Genomic DNA, 16,644 nt, shown 5'->3' on the forward strand with positions numbered 1-16,644 from the left:
CCGAAGTCAGGACGGCAACAGGGAGAGCAGCCACCGCATGAAGCCCCGCAGCGCTTCCACCCCGAGCCCTATCAGCGACGCCACCACGGCGGCCAGCCCGATGCCCAACAAGAGGAAGATGCCGTCGCGGTTCATCAATCCGATGCCGACGACGATCATCGATATCCCGGGCAGCGTGTTCAAAAACGGCAGCGGCAGCCACAGCACGAATCCCATCGCGAGCACGACGACCGCCGCCACCCGCAGCAGGACAGCGTCGCTGAACGGCGTCCACCGCGGCCGCGACAGCCTCTCCATGCGTCGCAGCAGCCCGACGCCCTGGCGCCGCAGTCCCTCGACGACCCGGACAGACAGTCGGTAGTCGGCCACGCGCCGCGGCAGCCATGGCCGCTCGGGGGCCCACATCATCTGGGCCCCCACGAGTACGTACAGGATCCCGACCACGCCCGATGCGCCGGGTGGCAGGATCGGGATGAGGGTCGGCAACGCTAGGAGGATGAGCAGGAAACCGAAGCCTCGTTCGTCCAGACGGTCGGCGACGTCCCCGACGCGCACGGGGTGCGGCCCGTCGCTCGCCAGTGCCTCGTCGAGCAGTTCCGACAGAGGCTTCTCACCGGGTGCGACGCCCCTCAGTTGGGGGATCGAACGTTTCCGGCTCGCCACGCATCCATGATGCCGTAGGTCCGCCCGCCGTGACCAGAAGGACATGTCGGGGCGCGCTGCGACAGGCCGGTCAAGCGGATCCAGCCAAAGTGGCGGGCGGGTCAGCCCCGAGCCGGCCCCGCCCACCGCGACAGGGACAGGAATCCGACCGGGAGATCCGTGCGGCCTTCCGTTGCGAGGTCGGTGAGGGCCTGACCGGTGACGCAGGTGAACTTGAACCCGTGCCCGGAGCACGCCGAGGCGAACACGACGGTGGGGTGCCGCGGGTGGCGGTCGATCACGAAGTGCTCGTCGAGCGTGTTCGTGTACAGGCACGCTGCCATCGCCTGCAACCTGCTGTCGGCTTCGGGCAAGCGGGAGGCGATCTGCCCGCGCACCCATTCAGATTCGGACGCCCTCGGAGGGGCTACGTCGTCCGGATCGGTCGTCGCACCGCCGTGGTGACGCGCCAGCTTGACCCCGCGGCCGCGCAGGGCGGGGATGCCGTAGAATGTGCCCTCGGGCACCTGCCAGATGAAGACCGGGAAGCGCTCGGGTGCGAAGAGTTCGGGTATGCGGGGTTCGAACCAGAACACGACCTGCCGTTCCACCTCCAGCGGGAGCGCCAGGTCGGCCAGCAGCCGCCCGATCCACGGTCCGGCGGTGACCACGAGTGCACCGGCCTGGTAGGCGGCACGTTCCGTCCGCACGGTCACGCCGACGTCGTCGGCCTCCCACCCGGTGACGGGTTCCTCGAACTGCAACTCCGCGCCGTAGGCGGAAGCACCGTCCAGGTGCGCGCGGATGCAGTCTTCGGGGAAGAGGACCCCAGCTCGCGGCTCGTACAGCGCGACCTCCTCTGGCCCGAGGTGGAAGGCAGGAAACCGGGAACGCACGTCCTTCGGCGACAGCAGATCGTGCGGGAGTGCGTGCAGGCGGGCGCTGCGGGCCGAGCCGGCCACCACGGCACTGTCCGGCTGTCCGACCATCAACCCGCCGCACGTGAGCATCAGCTCCACCCCGCGCTCGCGTTCCAGCTCCGCCCACAGGTCGTAGGCACGCAGCAACAGCGGCACGTAATCTGGGTGCTCGAAGTAAGCCTGGCGAATGACGCGGGTGTGGCCGTGAGACGATCCGCGGTCGTGCAGCGCGGCGAACCGCTCTAAGCCCAGCACGCGCAGCCCCCGCCGTGCCAGATGGTAGGCGGCCGCACTTCCCACGCCGCCAAGCCCCACGACGATGGCATCGAATGTCCGGGATGGCATGGTTTTCGCAGGCAGATTCGGTTCACGAAGAAGGGTAGCACAGCCGCCTGACCGACGGTGTGGTCCGCGCGGTTTGGCGACGCCCTCAGTCTCCCACCAGCGTGAGGCGGACTTCCCGGGTGGCAGGGCCTGCAAGCTCCACGAGGTACAGCGCCTGCCACTCGCCCAGATCGAGGGCGCCGTCGGCGACCGGGACGGCGATGGACGATCCCATCAAGACGTGCTGGACGTAGCTCCACATCGCCTTCGGGTCGCGCCGGCCGTGCAGCGAGGTGCGGCGGATGGCCGACTCGTTGAAGATGTCCTCCAGGAGCAGCAGCGTCTCTTCGGTCACGCGCTCCCGCCGGTTGCCCACGACCAGCGCGCAGGCGGTGTGCTTCACAAAGACGTTCACGATCCCTCGGCGGACTTCGGACGCGCGCACGAATTCCCCTACGCGATGCGTCAGATCGATCACCTGATGGCGGTGCTCGCTTTTGACCTGCAACCACTCCTGCGACAACCGCATCCGCCTGCCTCCCTCGCCTGACGAGCTCAGCCCATCCCTCCGTCGGGCTCCGAGTCGGGGGCCCGCTCCGGGTGCACACAGCGTTCCAACAGCAGCCGCTGCTCGATCTGGGCGACCAGCCGACGGGTCCGGACGACGGCGTCGGGGTTGACGCTGACCGAATCGATGCCGGCCCGCACGAGCGCCTCGGTCATCTCCGGGTAGACCGACGGCGCCTGGCCGCAGATGGAGACCGTCGTCCCGAATCGGTGACAGGTGCGGATCACATGCCGGATCGCGCGCAGCACCGCCTCGTCGCGTTCGTCGAACAGCGCGCTCAGGCGGCCCGATTCTCGGTCGACGCCGAGGATCAACTGGGTGAGGTCGTTGCTGCCGACGGAAAAGCCGTCGACGAGCGGGGCGAACCGGTCGGCGAGGATCACGTTGCTGGGGACTTCGCACATCATCCAGATCTTGAAGTCTGGACCCCGCTCCAGCCCCCGCGTCCGCATGAGATCCAGCACGCGACCGAGTTCCTTGACGGTCCGGACGAACGGCACCATCACCCAGACGTTCCGCAGCGCCATCTCGTTGCGAACGCGCAGGATAGCCCGCAGTTCCAAATCGAACGCGCGCTCGAACACCGGGTCGACGTAGCGGCTGGCGCCGCGCCAACCGAGCATCGGGTTCTCCTCGGTCGGTTCGAACGCTTCCCCGCCCCGCAGCTCGCGGTACTCGTTGGTCTTGAAGTCGCTCAGCCTGAGAACGACCGGCCGTGGGGCGAACGCCCGGGCGACGCGTGCGATGCCGTCCGCCAGCCGGTCCACGTAGCGGTCGCCCTCACCCCGCTCGATCAGCGCGAGCGGATGGTCGCCGATGTAGGTGGCGATGATGAACTCCTGTCGCATCAACCCCACGCCGTCGGCCGGCAGGGCTGCCACGTCCTCGGCGCGGTCGGGGACACCGAGGTTCACCAGGATCTTCGTGCCGGTGACCGGGACCGGCTCCGGGACGACGGTCGGTGTGGGCGCACTGACCTGAGGCTGGCGCACCGCCTCGGGGAGGATGCCCTCATAGACGATCCCGTTGCCGCCGTCGACGGTCACGGTCTGACCGGTGCGCAGCACCTCGGTGGCATTGCCCGTCCCGACGACGCAGGGCACACCGAGTTCGCGCGACACGATCGCCGCGTGCGACGTCATCCCGCCGCTGTTGGTCACGATCGCCGCCGCCTTGAGCATCGCGGGCACCCAGTCGGGCGTGGTCATCTCGGTGACCAGGATCTCGCCGGACTGGAACTGGTCGATGTGCGCCACGTCCAATACGATCCGCACGTCGCCTGCTGCCAGGCCGGGCGAGGCGGCCAGCCCGCGCACCAGGGGCACGCGTTCGGCGGCGACCTCGACCTTGCGCGTGGCGGCTCGGGTGGCTTCCACGCGCTGCTGGGCCGGCCCGATGAACTGCCCCCGCGCGTCGGCTTCCCGCGCCGACCAAACGGTCTCCGGCCGGCACTGCACGATGTAGAGGTTGCCGTCGTCGGCGTCCAGCGCCCACTCGATGTCCAGCGCCGCGCCGTAGTGTTCCTCGAGGCGCAACCCCAGGCGGGCGAGCGTGCGGATCTGCTCTTCGGTGAGGGCTGGTTGCTCCTGTTGGGGGGGCGGCACGGTCTCGACGGCGTTGCCGGTGCCCGCGCGGACCATCCGCTTGCCCTTGCGGGAGACGCGCTGGGAGGCGATCGCCAGATCGGTCTTGCGCACCACGTACTCGTCAGGGGTCACCTCTCCCCTTACCACGAGTTCGCCCAGGCCCCAGGTGCCCTCGATCACGATCACGTCCTTGTCCCCGGTGACCGGGTGCAACGTGAACATCACGCCGCTGGCACGGCTGTTGACCATCTTCTGCACGGCGACGCTCAGGTAGACCCGTTCGTGATCGAACCCCTTCTGCGTGCGGTAGGCGATGGCGCGCGGGGTGAACAGGCTTGCAAAGCAGCCCCGGACCTTGTCCAGCAGGTCGTCTGCGCCGCGGACATTGAGGTAGGTCTCCTGCTGGCCCGCGAACGAAGCGGTCGGCAGGTCCTCGGCGGTGGCCGACGAACGCACCGCGACATATGGATCCCGCTCGCCGAGTTCGCTGCCCAGTCGGCGGTAGGCTTCGCGGATGGCCTCAGCGAGGTCGGACGGCATCTGTGCGCGCCGGATCATCTCCTGGATCTCGGAGGCAGCCTCGTGCAGTGCCTTGAGGTCGCGGGGGTCGATCCGCTGCAGCAGCCGGGTCAACCGCGTGGCCACGCCGGCGTGGGCGAGAAACGTCCGGTAGGCGTGCGCGGTGACGGCAAACCCGGGCGGCACCGGAACGCCGGCGCGTAGCATCTCACCCAGGTTGGCATTCTTGCCGCCGACGAGGGCGACGTCGTCCTTGGAAATTTCGGAAAACCAGAGGATGGGCGACTGCGGATCCGTCCTGCCCATGGCGACACCTCCGCCGGGTGGGAAGCAACGGTTCGCGGCCGACAGCGACAAACCCTGCCGCGCCAGGGCCGACCCTCCGCGAAACCCTGGCGAGTCAATGTCGCCGGTAGGCTTGGGGGGCCGCCGGGCTGGCCACGGGCAGGGCCCGGACGATTGCGATCCCCCCGGATGGAGGGGGGACAACCCCCGCCCCCTGGTAGGCACTACTTGCGGGCGGATGCGGGTAGGAATGGCACGGGTCAAGCATTGAGCGCTGTGAAACGTAACTTGCCACTTCGCCACCAGTTCCTCGGCGGGGCTGCAGACGGGGGAGCGCACGGTACCATGGTTGGCGTGCGGGACTCATCCGCAAAAACTTCCAGGCCTGCCCCTGAGCTGCCTTGCCACGCCCTTTCGCCGGAGGAAGCCGCCCGGCACTTGGGCACCGACCTTCAGCAGGGGCTGCATCCATCCGAATCCGCCCGACGCGTCCGTTCCGTGGGGTCCAATGCGCTGGCGGAGACCACCGGTCCGAGCCCTATGCGCATACTGTTCGCGCAGTTCCAAAGTCCGCTGGTCGCAGTGCTTCTCGCTGCCGCGGTGGTTTCGCGGTTGCTGGGCAACACCAAGGAGGCGGTGGCGGTGGGTGTCGTGGTCGCCCTCAACACCGCGCTCGGTTTCCTGCAGGAGTATCGCGCAGAGCGGGCGATGTTTGCCCTTCGCCACTTGGTCGTGCCCAAAGCCCGGGTCCGGCGGGCGGGTCGCGTGACCGAAGTGGCGAGCAGCGAGCTGGTTCCGGGCGACTTGGTGTTGCTGGAGGCCGGAGACCGGGTGCCCGCGGACGCTCGCCTGGTGGAGGCCGTGGGGCTGCGGGTCGACGGAGCTGGGAAGCTCTCTGCCGGAAAGCGCCCACTTGGCGATCCTGGCGGCCTGCTTGTGCAACAACGCGGAAGCCGACGAGCAAGGGCAGACCATAGGGGATCCGGTGGACGCGGCTTTGGCCTCCGCGGCGTTCGGCTGGGGTTTCCGTAGGGGAGAGTGGGATGGCTTGTTGCCGCGGAGGCGCGAGTGGCCCTTCGACGGAGCTCGCAAGCGCATGACCACCGTGCACGAAGTGGCCGACGCGGACCGAGTGCGGGATCTTGACGGTGCCCGTCACTTGGTGTTCGTCAAGGGCGCACCTGAGGTGGTGCTCCCGCGCTGTGCACACATCCGGGTGCAAGGCCGTGCCGATCCGTTGGGTGAGCCATGGCGGCAGACCGTCGCGGAACGGGTGGAGGAGATGGCCCGAGGCGGGTTGCGGGTGCTGGCGCTGGCCTGCGGGTTTCCGGGGGAGCTGCCGTCCACCGAAGAGGAATCCGAAAGGGACCTGGTGTTCTTGGGCCTGGTGGCGCTGGTGGATCCGCTCCGGGCGGAGGTGCCGAAGGCAGTGGCGCGGTGCCGGCAGGCCGGGATCCGGGTCGTGCTCCTCACCGGTGACCACCCGACCACCGCCCTCGCGGTGGCCAGGCAAGCCGGTATCGCAGACTCCCCTGCAGCACGGGTGGTCACCGGGCCCGAGTTGGACGCGCTGTCGCAGAACGAACGGTCGAGGGTTGTACGGGACGTCTCGGTGTTCGCGCGGGTGGTGCCAGAACACAAACTGATGTTGGTGGAGGCGTTGCAGGCGCGGGGAGAGGTGGTGCCGGTCACCGGGGGACGGGGTAAACGACGCTCCGGCCTTGCGTCGGGCGGAAGTGGGGGTCGCCATGGGAAGTGGCACCGAGGTGGCCAAGGAGGCTTCCGCGGTGGTGCTCTTGGACGACCACTTTGCCACCGTGGCAGCGGCCGTGGAAGAGGGGCGGGTGGTGTTCGACAACGTGCAGAAGGTGGTCCGCTACCTGTTCACCACGAACGTGGCGGAGCTATGGACGGTCCTGGCGGCCGTAGTGGCCGGACTGCCCTTCCCCCTGTACCCGCTACAGGTCCTGTGGATCAACCTGGTGACCGACGGGCCGCCGGCACTGGCGCTCAGCGTCGAGCCTCCGGAGGAGGCTGTGATGCGCCGGCCCCCGCGCCGCCGGGACGAGCCGCTTCTCACGGCCGGACACGCGCGGCAGGTGGTGGGGTTGGGGCTGCTCATGGGCGTGACGACCCTCGCTTTGGGTGCGTACTTCCTTGCGCGCGGACACCCCGGCTGGCAGACCGTGGTCTTCACGGCGCTGGCCGTGGCACAGTTCTTCAATGTCTACGCTGTACGCACATCTAAACCGCTGTGGCGTCCGGGATCGCGTAACCCGTCCCTCGGCGCTGCAGTAACGGTGGGCGCACTCCTGCTCGCTGCGGTGATCTACGTCCCGGGGCTTCGACCGTACTTTCAGACGTACCCACTAGGCGTCGTGGACGTAGCTGCCTGCCTGGTCCCGGGACTCGTGGCGGCGGCGGTGGTCGACGTCACCGAGTTGCGGGGCAGACGCCGAAGTGCGGAAGCATGAGAACTCACCTCCCTACCGGTCACCCCGCTGCTGCGATCGGCGCCGCCCCTACGGTGCCCTTAGGTCGAGGACGCCGGCTGGGGGGGCGCGCATGGCCCGCAGGGCGGCCAGCAACACCTCCACCGCCTGGGCCACCTCAGGGCTGCGGAGCACCTGCCATGCTTCCCTGAGGCTCAGGGGCCGGGTGCGCGGCCGGGCCAGTTTCTCGTTGGCCGCCTGGGCCGCGTACAGGGCTAGGCGGAACAGCGGCTCGTACCGCACCTGGCCCAGGGCGCCCAGCAGCATCATGAGGTTGGCGACCAAGGTCATGAGCTCCGGACGGGTGGCGGCGCTGAACTGCTCGTCGAACTCCGCCAGCACGCCGTCTACGGCGGCCAGCAGTCCGCTGCGCTGCAGCCGACCCACCACGTCCAAAAGCTGCTCCGCCGCCTCCGCGTGCTCGACCAGCTTGGTCAGCAGACGGTTGGTGGCCTCCCGGTCCGATTGGCGTGCGCTCATCTCCGTCATGGCTGCTTCCCTACTCACCGCCCGAACAGGCTGGCGAACCACAGGCGCTCGAACCCCACCTTCACCGACCGGAACAGCCGCATGCCGCCCAACATTCGGCAGTCCGGATAGGGGGAGCGGCCGTACAGCTTGTCGGTGAAGTCGCACCACACGGCAGCCCCCATGTAGCCGGTGTCCATGACGCACACGCCCACCATGTTGTACAGCTCGCCCAGGTAGGCCCCACGCACCCGGTCCAAGATCTGGGTGACCACGTGGTCGGCCTGAAAGTGGGCGAACACACCGGCCATACCGAGCCCGATGGTGGGCGCCACCACGTCGCCGATCCCGTAGACCTCCGGGTAGCGCGGGGAGGCCATGCTGGGCAGGACCACGTCCATGTAGCCGCCCGCAGCCGCCAGGGCCGAGTCGCCCACGGGCTCCGGCGGTGCGTGCGGAGGGATCAGGATGGCCAGGTCGTACTCCAGCGTCCGGCCCTCCGCGGAACGCAGCCCGCGGGCGCCGCGGTCGTGTGCTTGCAGCTGGAAACCTCCGAGGAAGTCGACGCGGAACTGCTGCAAGAATGCCCGGAACCCTTCCACCATGAGAGGGCCGAAGGTCTCCATGGGCTGCTGCCACGGGTGGAACACCGTGATGCGGGTGCGTTCGGACACGTGGCGTTGGTCCGCCAGGTACCGCATCATGAACGCGACCTCAAAAGGCGCGGGCGGGCAGCGGTACGGCCACTCCACGGGCCCCACAACCACGTGTCCACCGCGGAACGCCCTCAGGGCCTCGCGCAGCCGCACCGCATACTCCAGCTCCCACGGCCCCTCGAAGCTGTCCGTGCGGGGATCGCCGCGGAGTACCGCGCCGAGGGCCACCACCAGGAAGTCATAGTCCAGCGATCCTGTGTCGGTGTCCACCCGCCGCGATTGCGGGTCGATGCGGTTCACGGTGGCCTGCACCACCCTCGTGCCGTACCGTGCCTCCAGCAGCTTCAGAGGACGGCGCACCTCGTCGGGCTCGCGCTTGCCGGTCATCACCCACAGGTAGCTGGGCCGGTACTCGTGCCACGGGCTGCGATCCACCAGAACGACCTCAACCTCACCGGGCCTCGACCACTCGCCAAGCCGCTTGGCGGCCATGGCCCCTCCGCTTCCGCCTCCCAGGATCAACACGCGCTGCATCGCCCCTCGCCTCCTTTCCGGGTGCATCCCACCCGCCCCGGCAGCGGTGCCCCATCCAGCGTCCGCCCGTTTCCCAGTCCGTCTATTACCCTACCTTGTAGGTGTATCAAGCGAACCGTGCACCAACTGCCCCCTCGCCGGCCGTGGGTCACTCCCCGTACGGGACCCAGATGTTCTTCACTTGGGTGGCGTGGCGGAGGAACTCCTCGCCCTCTCCCTGGAGCGGGTCGAGCCAGTCGCGCACTCCGTACCAGTCGACCCAGGTGCGCTTGATGTTGGTGGCCGACTCGTACTCAACCATCTTGCCGCCTTCGGGGGTACCGAAGTACCAGACCGCGTCCACGTCGTCGTGCTGGGCCAAGACCTTGGTGAGGGCGTCGCGCTCCCCGGTGACGATGTTCACGACGCCGCCGGGCACGTCCGAGGTGTCCAGCACCTGGTAGAAGTCCGTGGCGGCCAACGGATGGTCCTGGGAGGGGATCGCGACGACGGTGTTCCCCATCGCGATGGCCGGTGCGACCAACGAGACGAAGGCCAGCAGCGGGTAGGGGTCAGGGCACGCGATGCCCACGACGCCCACGGGTTCGGGGATCGCGATCGTCAGGTCGCGGTGGGGGACGTTGACGTGGTGGACCCACCCGTCGTACTTGTCCGCCCAGGCTGCGTAGGAAAAGAGTCGTTCGATCGTCGCGGCGACTTCGACCCGCGCGGCCTCCGGATCGCCAGTCATCTGCGCGATCCGCTGAACGAATTCGGCTGCGCGCGACTGCAGGTTCTCGGCGACGTAGTACAGGATCTGGGCTCGCGCGTGGCCGGTGGTGAGTCCCCATGCCTCCACCGCGCGGGCGGCCTCGACAGCGTTGCGGATGTCCTTGCGGTTGCCCTCACCGACCTCGCCGACGACCCGCCCGTCCGGCGCGTACACCCGGCGTCCGTACGGCGCGTCGGGCCGGGTCTGCCGGCCACCGATGTACATCTTGGGCGACCGGTCGATCGGCGGGGGGCCGTCCGTCATCCCCGTACCGTCGGCGGTGAGGGGGCGGACGAAGTCGGGAGCTGAGCCCACCTGCACCTCCGCACCCCGCACCGGAGGCGGCTCGGCCTGGCGGACCGATGCGGCGCCCGCCTGCCAACTCGGCTTCAGATATTCCCACATCCCCTCGCGGCCGCCTTCGCGGCCAAAGCCGCTCTCGCGATAGCCACCGAAGCCGCTCGCCGCGTCGAACAGGTTGGTGCTGTTGATCCACACCGTGCCCGCCTTGATCTTGCGCGCGACGTCGAGGGCCAGGTTGATGTTCTCGGTCCACACGCTGGCCGCCAGCCCGTAGCGCGTGTTGTTGGCGAGCGCAACGGCTTCGGCGGGCGTGCGGAACGTCATCGACACCAGCACGGGGCCGAAGATCTCGACCTGCGCGATGGTGGCCGAGGGCGCGACGTCTGTGAACAGGGTGGGTGGAAAGAAGAAGCCGTCGCGCGGCACCGCCCAGGAAGGCTGCCACATGCGCGCGCCTTCCCGCACCCCGATCTCGCACAGGGTACGGATCTTCTGCAACTGCACCGGCGCGATGATGGCGCCGATGTCGATCGCCTTGTCGAGGGGATCGCCCACCCGCAGGGTCTCCATTCGGGCGCGCAGCTTCGTGGTCAACAGGTCGGCGACGTTCTCCTGCACCAGCAGCCGCGAGCCCGCGCAGCAGACCTGCCCCTGGTTGAACCAGATGGCGTCCACCACCCCTTCCACGACGCTGTCGAGGTCGGCGTCGTCGAAGACGACGAACGGTGATTTGCCCCCCAGCTCCAGCGAGACCCTCTTACCGGTCCCGGCGGTGGCGCGCCGGATGATCCGGCCGACCTCCGTCGACCCGGTGAATGCGATCTTCTGGACGCCGGGGTGCCGGACGATCATCTCCCCGACCCGGCCGTCCCCGGTGACGACGTTCACGACCCCCGGGGGCAGGCCGATCTCGAGGAGGATCTCGCAGAAGGCCATCGCGCTGACCGACGTGAATTCCGCGGGCTTCAACACGACGGTGTTGCCGGCGGCCAGCGCCGGGGCGATCTTCCAGGCCAGCATCAGCAGCGGGAAGTTCCACGGGATGATCTGCCCCACCACTCCGACGGCTTCGTGACCGGGGAAGGTGCGCTCCGCCAGCTGCGCCCACCCGGCGTGGTGGTAGAAGTGGCGCGCCACGAGCGGGATGTCGATGTCCCGCGTCTCGCGGATGGGCTTGCCGTTGTCCAGCGATTCCAAGACCGCCAGCAGCCGCGCGTGCTTGAGGACCTGGCGCCCGATGGCGTACAGGTACCGGGCGCGGACGTGTCCCGGCGTGCGGCCCCAGGTCTGGAAGGCTTCGGCGGCGGCGCGGACTGCCGCGTCCACGTCCTCGGCGGACGCCTGGGCGACCTGCGCCAGCGGCCTGCCGGTGGCGGGGTCGAGGCTTTCGAAGAACTCACCGCCGGTCGGCTCGACCCACCGGTTCGCGACGAACAGGGTAAACCGTCGGCCGCGGGCGTCCAGCCACCGCAAAGCTGGCTCGGCCGACTCCGGTGCCGGCCCGTACTCCATCGTCTGCAGGATGTCAGGCACCCTGGGTGTCATGGCGACTCACGGCATCGGGTGGTGATGCGCCGCCGAGTAATGCCCGGTCAGGTTGTGCCACAGTTGCCGCTCGATGTCGGTGATCAGACCGCTCGCGCCGATCCGGAACAGGCGGGGTTGCAGCCAGTCCGCCCCGAGTTCTTCTCTCACCAACAGGAGCCACTCTAACGCCTGTCGGGCCGTGCGGATGCCGCCGGCCGGCTTGAACCCCACGCGGAACCCGGTCCGCTCGAAGTGGTCGCGGATCTGCCGAACCATCACCAGCCCGAACGGCAGCGTGGCGTTGACGGCTTCCTTCCCGGTCGACGTCTTGACGAAATCGGCGCCGGCCATCATGCAGACGGCGCTGGCCTGGGCCACCTGGCGCAGCGTGCCGAGTTCCCCGCAGGCCAGGATGGCCTTGAGGTGCGCACCGCCCGCGGCCTCACGGAAGGCGCGGACCTCGTCGTACAGCGCCTGCCAGTTTCCGGTCAGCACGTGCGCGCGGGAGATCACGACGTCGATCTCCTCGGCTCCGGCCCGCACCGATTCGGCAATTTCCTCGAGCTTCAGGCGCAGGGGGGTCTGGCCGGCCGGGAAGCCGGTCGACACCGCGGCGACCGGGATCCCCGACCCCCCCAGCGCGTGTACCGCGACCGGGACCAGGTTGTGGTAGACGCAGACGGCCGCGACGCGGACCTCGGCGGGCGAAAGCCCAAAACCCTCCAGGATGTCCGATCGCACGGGCTGGCGGGCCTTGGCGCACAGCCGGCGGACGTTGCCCGGGGTGTCATCGCCGGCCAGCGTCGTGAGGTCCATGCACTGGACGGCGCGGATGAGCCATGCCGCCTGCCACTCCCGCTTGACGGTGCGCCGGGCGGGGATCGCGGCGGCGCGCCGCTCCACCGCGCTGCGGTTGACACGGATCTCCCGCACCCGATCCAGGTCGAGCGGCGTTCCGGGGTTGCGGGTCTCGATCTCCGGCGGTCGGACCGTCGTCGCCATCTGGCCACTATGCTACTCCTCAGTTCCAACTGCGCGCCATCGCCGGCGGCGCGCGGACCGTCCGTCCGGACGGGTGTCCGGGCTTTGGGTACCGTGCTCGTCGGGTTGTCGGAGCAGGCCCGCAGCCGGGAACGTGGCACCCTTCTTGCTCCGATGCTGCTCGACCCACCGCACGAGCGCGGTCGTCTCTTGGCCGGGGCTGCACGACGAGGGGGTGTGCGTGCGGACGAGAGTCAGACACCGCGTGCAGGGCAGCCGGCCCGCGCACGCCGGCGGCTTGCCGCTTTCGTCCGTTCCGGGCTCGGCCCAGGACGACCGTCCGGCGGACACTGCCGGGGAAGCATCTGTGCGCCAGCAAAACGAGGCCTTCCGGGCGCTGCACGAGATCGCCGTCGCGCTCGGTGGATGCATGGCGGTCTCGGACCTGTTGCAGGCCATCCTCAGCCACGCCTGCCGGTTCGCCGGCGCGCCCCACGGCATCGTCGCCCTGTACAGCCCGGAAGAAGATATGCTCATAACCGAGGCGACGACCGACACTCTGCGGGCGTACATCGGCGTCGGCATCCGTCCCGGAGAAGGGCTGGGCGGGCGTGCGTGGCAACTCCGCCGGCCCGTCGTCGTCGACGACTACGACACGTGGCCCTGTCGGCGTCCGCAGATCCCACGCGGGGCGGTGCGCGCCGCCGCGGCCGTCCCCTTCTTGAGCCGCGGCCGACCCCTCGGCGTGCTGACCGTGGTGCACACCGATCCCGGCAAGAGGTTCGACCCGGAGCAGGTGGCGATGCTGACGCGGTTCGCAGAGGTGGCCGCGATCGCGCTGGACAACGCCCAGCAGCACGCCGCCGTGCAGCGGCATGCCAGGGAACTGGAGTTGCTCCACCGGGTGCGCTCCGTCCTCGCCCGCGCCATGGACATACCGGCTCTGTTCGAGGCCGTGGTGTACGCGATCTCCGATGTGTTCGGCTACCCGAGGGTTGCGATCTACACGCGGGAGGACGCCCAACTCGTCTGCCGGGCCCACACCGGGACCGGCTGGGCTCTGCCCCAGATCCCGATCGAACGTGGGGTGAACGGCCGCGTCGTGCGCACCGGGGTGGGAGCGCTGGTCCGGGACGTACGGCTCGACCCCGACTACGTCGGACCTCTGGAGGGTGTGGCCTCGGAGGTTTGCGTGCCGCTGGTGGACGAAGCCGCGGTCGTCGGGACCCTCAACGTCGAGACCCCGGAGGGGGTGCGCCTGGGGGATGACGATCTCCGCCTGATGACGATGGTGGCAGAATACGTCGGCATGGCGATGACGCGAGCGCGGCTGCACACGCGCGTCCGGGACAGCGAGCGCCGGTTCCGGGCGCTGGTGCAGAACAGCTCCGACATTCTCACGTTGCTGGCCGCCGACGGCACGGTCCTGTACCAGAGCCCCTCGATCGCGAGGGTCCTCGGGTACGCACCCGAGGACCTTTTGGGACAAAACGTGTTCGACTACGTACACCCAGAGGATCGGCCGGCGGTGCGGGCCGAGTTCCAGGCGATGCTGCGGGAGAGACGATCCGGCCACGTGGTGCGCTACAGGTTCCGCAACGCCGGTGGCGCGTGGACGTGGCTGGAGTCGATCGGCAGCGACCTGCGCGCGGACCCGGACATCGGTGCGGTCGTCGTCAACTCCCGCGACGTCACCGAGCGGTGGGAAGCGGAAGCCGCGCTGCGGGCGCGCACCGCCGAACTGGAGGCGGTCTACGAACTCAGCACCGCGCTGCGCCAGGCTTCGAGCGTGGAGGAAATGTACCCGATCGTCGTGCAGCGCGCCGTCCGACTGACGCGCTCGGATCACGGCGCGATCGCTCTGCTGACCCCGGACGGCAGCCTGACGTTCGCACACGTCGAGGGCGCTCTGCCGCACCTCGTCGGAACCCGCTTGCCTCCGGAGAGTCTGTCCGGCCGGGTGGTCGCCAGCGGGGTTCCGTTCGTCGCCGCGGCCTTTCCCGAGGACTCCGGCGTCCGCATTGGCGCGGAGGCCGGGCTGGGTCCGGTCGTCATCGTCCCGGTCCGATCGGACGACGGAACGATCGGCACGCTGTCGGTGGCGCGCCGCAGGGTCCCGGATGGGTGCGCGTACGCGCCTCACGAGGTGAGGATCGTCGAGGCGTTGGCCGAGCTGGCCGGCAACGCGATCAGGCGGGCATCCCTGTTTGCCCACCTCGAGCACTCATACATCGAGATGGTCCTGGCGCTCGCTCGGGCCATGGACGCCCGCGACAGCTACACCGCCGGGCACGCGGACCGTCTGGCCGTGTGGGCCCAAGCGGTGGCGCGACGCATGGGCTGCCACGAGCAGCAGACGCGCGAGATCCGCTGGGCGGCCCTGCTGCACGACATCGGCAAGATCGGGATCCCGGACTCCATCCTCCTCAAGCCCGGGCCGCTGACGGAACAGGAGTGGACCGTGATGCGGCGGCACCCGGCCATCGGCGAGCGGATCCTGCAGCCGGTCGAGCGGTTGCGGAACGTCGCGCGGCTGGTCCGACACCACCAGGAGCGCTGGGACGGCACCGGCTATCCCGACGGGCTGGCCGGCGACACCATCCCGCTGGGCGCCCGGATTTTGGCCACGGTGGATGCGTACGGGGCCATGATCGATCGCCGACCGTACAAGCAAGCCCGCTCGCACGAAGAGGCGGTGGCCGAGCTGCGGCGGTGTGCGGGGACGCAGTTCGATCCCGACGTCGTGGCCGTCTTCGTGGACTTCCTACAGGAGCAGCGGAGCAGCGATGCGCGTGGATCGTAACCGGTCCGGAGAGTTCGTCGACGACATCTTCCTGGTGGCCGTCCCGACCACCGTGGCGGTGATCGCCAGCCTGCAACTGCTGATGTTCGATCGGTGGGCGGCGTTCGCGGAGCCGCAGACGTTCGACTTGCGTGGCCCGAGTCTGCTGTTCTTGGCCTTGAGCGTGTCGGCGGGTGCGGTCGCGCTCCGCCGCCTGCGCCGCCTGTACGAGATGAATGCCCGGCTGCGAGCGCTCGAGCGGACGGCTCAGATCGCCGCGTCAGCGCTGGAACCCAAGGAGGTGCTGCGCGAGTCGGTGAACGCGGTCCATAAGATCATGGGATACAGCCACGTCGCGGTGATGTGGCTCGAGGAAAACAGGTTGGTGCCCGCGGTGTGGATCGGTTACGCGCACGTGCCGGAGATCCCGCTGAACCGCGGCGTGACCGGGCGTGCGGCGCGCACCAAACAGATCGTCTTCGTGCCCGACGTCCGCACATGTCCGGATTTCATCCCGGGTACGGACGGTACCACGTCGGAGATCGCATGCCCGATCCTCGTCGAAGGTCAAGTCGTCGGCGTCCTGAACGTGGAGACCGTGGGTGGGCGGCGTCTGTACCCCGACGACGTCGACCTGATCTGCAGCGTGGCAGCGCAGATGGGCGTGGCATTGCGGAACGCCATGCGGTTCGAGGAGACGCGCGAGCGGGCGATTCGCGACGGTCTGACGGACCTACTCAACCACGCCTACTTCCAGCACCGCATCCGCGAAGAGATCGCTCGGGCGCGCCGTCGCGGCCAGCGGCTGGCGTTGGGCTTTTTGGACCTGGATGACTTCAAGGCCACGAACGACACCTTCGGACACGCAGAAGGCGACCGCGTGCTGCGGGCGCTGGCCGGCGTGCTGCGGGGCGTCGTGCGTGCCGAGGATGTCGTTGCGCGCTACGGTGGGGAGGAGTTCGCGATCGTGATGCCCGAGACCGGCGCGGACGAGGCCGGGAGGGTGGCCGAGCGGATCCGGGCCCGGCTGTCGGCGCGGCCGCTTGTGCACGTCGGGTCCACGCCCGTGGTGGTCACGGCGAGTCTTGGCATCGCGGAGTTTCCCCGTCATGCCGATACGGCGGAGGAACTGATCCGCAGGGCCGACGAGGCGCTGTACCGGGCCAAGCGCGCGGGCAAGAACCGCGTCTGGGTCGCGGGTGATCCGGAACCCGGCGGCCCGCCGGCGGCCCGCAACAGCCGAGTGTTCGCGTGAGTTCTGTTGGGAAGGGATCGGGTTTTCACCCCATCCGCCGCGCCCGCCGTA

The 16,644-nt window shown here is 69.2% G+C and carries 12 protein-coding genes and 1 pseudogene; 5 read left to right on the plus strand and 8 right to left on the minus strand.

The window, feature by feature from the left end; genetic code table 11:
- Positions 1 to 6: 6 nt before the first annotated feature.
- From QN163_01095 to ppsA, 4 genes are all read right to left on the minus strand, one after another.
- Entirely contained in the window at positions 7 to 663 is a 657-nt protein-coding gene (locus QN163_01095) for an exopolysaccharide biosynthesis protein (GenBank protein ID MDR5682611.1), read from the minus strand.
- Positions 664 to 764: 101 nt separating this feature from the next.
- Positions 765 to 1,907 carry an N-methyl-L-tryptophan oxidase gene (gene solA, locus QN163_01100; GenBank protein ID MDR5682612.1) on the minus strand — a complete coding sequence of 381 codons (1,143 nt, stop codon included), beginning with the start codon at positions 1,905 to 1,907 and terminating at the stop codon, positions 765 to 767.
- A gap of 85 nt (positions 1,908 to 1,992) precedes the next feature.
- Positions 1,993 to 2,415 (minus strand): secondary thiamine-phosphate synthase enzyme YjbQ, encoded by a 423-nt coding sequence (locus tag QN163_01105; GenBank protein MDR5682613.1) that lies wholly within the window; start codon positions 2,413 to 2,415, stop codon positions 1,993 to 1,995.
- A 26-nt stretch (positions 2,416 to 2,441) separates the two neighbouring features.
- Positions 2,442 to 4,865 carry a phosphoenolpyruvate synthase gene (gene ppsA, locus QN163_01110; GenBank protein ID MDR5682614.1) on the minus strand — a complete coding sequence of 808 codons (2,424 nt, stop codon included), beginning with the start codon at positions 4,863 to 4,865 and terminating at the stop codon, positions 2,442 to 2,444.
- A gap of 324 nt (positions 4,866 to 5,189) precedes the next feature.
- On the opposite strand from ppsA, the gene QN163_01115 reads away from it, so the two are divergent.
- The 3 genes and pseudogenes from QN163_01115 (at position 5,190) to QN163_01125 (ending at position 7,318) form a co-directional block, all read left to right on the plus strand.
- Positions 5,190 to 5,876, plus strand: coding sequence for a cation-transporting P-type ATPase (locus QN163_01115; GenBank protein ID MDR5682615.1), 687 nt, complete (start codon positions 5,190 to 5,192; stop codon positions 5,874 to 5,876).
- Positions 5,877 to 6,550: 674 nt separating this feature from the next.
- Positions 6,551 to 6,790: pseudogene (locus QN163_01120) on the plus strand (hypothetical protein).
- Positions 6,773 to 7,318, plus strand: a complete 546-nt coding sequence (locus QN163_01125; GenBank protein ID MDR5682616.1) for a cation-translocating P-type ATPase C-terminal domain-containing protein — start codon at positions 6,773 to 6,775, stop codon at positions 7,316 to 7,318. Before QN163_01120 ends, QN163_01125 begins: the two are co-directional and overlap by 18 nt.
- A gap of 48 nt (positions 7,319 to 7,366) precedes the next feature.
- On the opposite strand, the gene QN163_01130 is transcribed toward QN163_01125, so the two are convergent.
- From QN163_01130 to deoC, 4 genes are all read right to left on the minus strand, one after another.
- The gene (locus QN163_01130; protein MDR5682617.1) at positions 7,367 to 7,816 is read right to left on the minus strand and encodes a hypothetical protein; all 450 of its coding nucleotides are present in this window, start codon (positions 7,814 to 7,816) and stop codon (positions 7,367 to 7,369) included.
- Between the two features lie 23 nt (positions 7,817 to 7,839).
- Entirely contained in the window at positions 7,840 to 8,994 is a 1,155-nt protein-coding gene (locus tag QN163_01135) for an FAD/NAD(P)-binding oxidoreductase (GenBank protein ID MDR5682618.1), read from the minus strand.
- Between the two features lie 148 nt (positions 8,995 to 9,142).
- Positions 9,143 to 11,593, minus strand: coding sequence for an aldehyde dehydrogenase family protein (locus tag QN163_01140; GenBank protein ID MDR5682619.1), 2,451 nt, complete (start codon positions 11,591 to 11,593; stop codon positions 9,143 to 9,145).
- 6 nt (positions 11,594 to 11,599) lie between these two features.
- Positions 11,600 to 12,577, minus strand: a complete 978-nt coding sequence (deoC, locus tag QN163_01145; protein MDR5682620.1) for a deoxyribose-phosphate aldolase — start codon at positions 12,575 to 12,577, stop codon at positions 11,600 to 11,602.
- A gap of 346 nt (positions 12,578 to 12,923) precedes the next feature.
- On the opposite strand from deoC, the gene QN163_01150 reads away from it, so the two are divergent.
- A complete protein-coding gene (locus QN163_01150) occupies positions 12,924 to 15,359 on the plus strand; it encodes a GAF domain-containing protein (GenBank protein MDR5682621.1) in 2,436 nt (811 codons plus the stop codon).
- Entirely contained in the window at positions 15,343 to 16,593 is a 1,251-nt protein-coding gene (locus tag QN163_01155; protein ID MDR5682622.1) for a sensor domain-containing diguanylate cyclase, read from the plus strand. Before QN163_01150 ends, QN163_01155 begins: the two co-directional genes overlap by 17 nt.
- Positions 16,594 to 16,644: the final 51 nt, after the last annotated feature.

The sequence above is a fragment of the Armatimonadota bacterium genome, from assembly GCA_031432545.1.
Taxonomy (GTDB): Bacteria; Sysuimicrobiota; Sysuimicrobiia; order Sysuimicrobiales; family Sysuimicrobiaceae; genus Caldifonticola; species Caldifonticola tengchongensis.

Coding starts and splice junctions, on each gene's coding strand:
- solA (MDR5682612.1), bottom strand. CDS start 1,907: ATGCCATCCCGGACATTCGATGCCATCGTCGTGGGGCTTGGCGGCGTG.
- QN163_01115 (MDR5682615.1), top strand. CDS start 5,190: ATGGTTGGCGTGCGGGACTCATCCGCAAAAACTTCCAGGCCTGCCCCT.
- deoC (MDR5682620.1), bottom strand. CDS start 12,577: ATGGCGACGACGGTCCGACCGCCGGAGATCGAGACCCGCAACCCCGGA.
- ppsA (MDR5682614.1), bottom strand. CDS start 4,865: ATGGGCAGGACGGATCCGCAGTCGCCCATCCTCTGGTTTTCCGAAATT.
- QN163_01140 (MDR5682619.1), bottom strand. CDS start 11,593: ATGACACCCAGGGTGCCTGACATCCTGCAGACGATGGAGTACGGGCCG.
- QN163_01105 (MDR5682613.1), bottom strand. CDS start 2,415: ATGCGGTTGTCGCAGGAGTGGTTGCAGGTCAAAAGCGAGCACCGCCAT.
- QN163_01130 (MDR5682617.1), bottom strand. CDS start 7,816: ATGAGCGCACGCCAATCGGACCGGGAGGCCACCAACCGTCTGCTGACC.
- QN163_01155 (MDR5682622.1), top strand. CDS start 15,343: ATGCGCGTGGATCGTAACCGGTCCGGAGAGTTCGTCGACGACATCTTC.
- QN163_01135 (MDR5682618.1), bottom strand. CDS start 8,994: ATGCAGCGCGTGTTGATCCTGGGAGGCGGAAGCGGAGGGGCCATGGCC.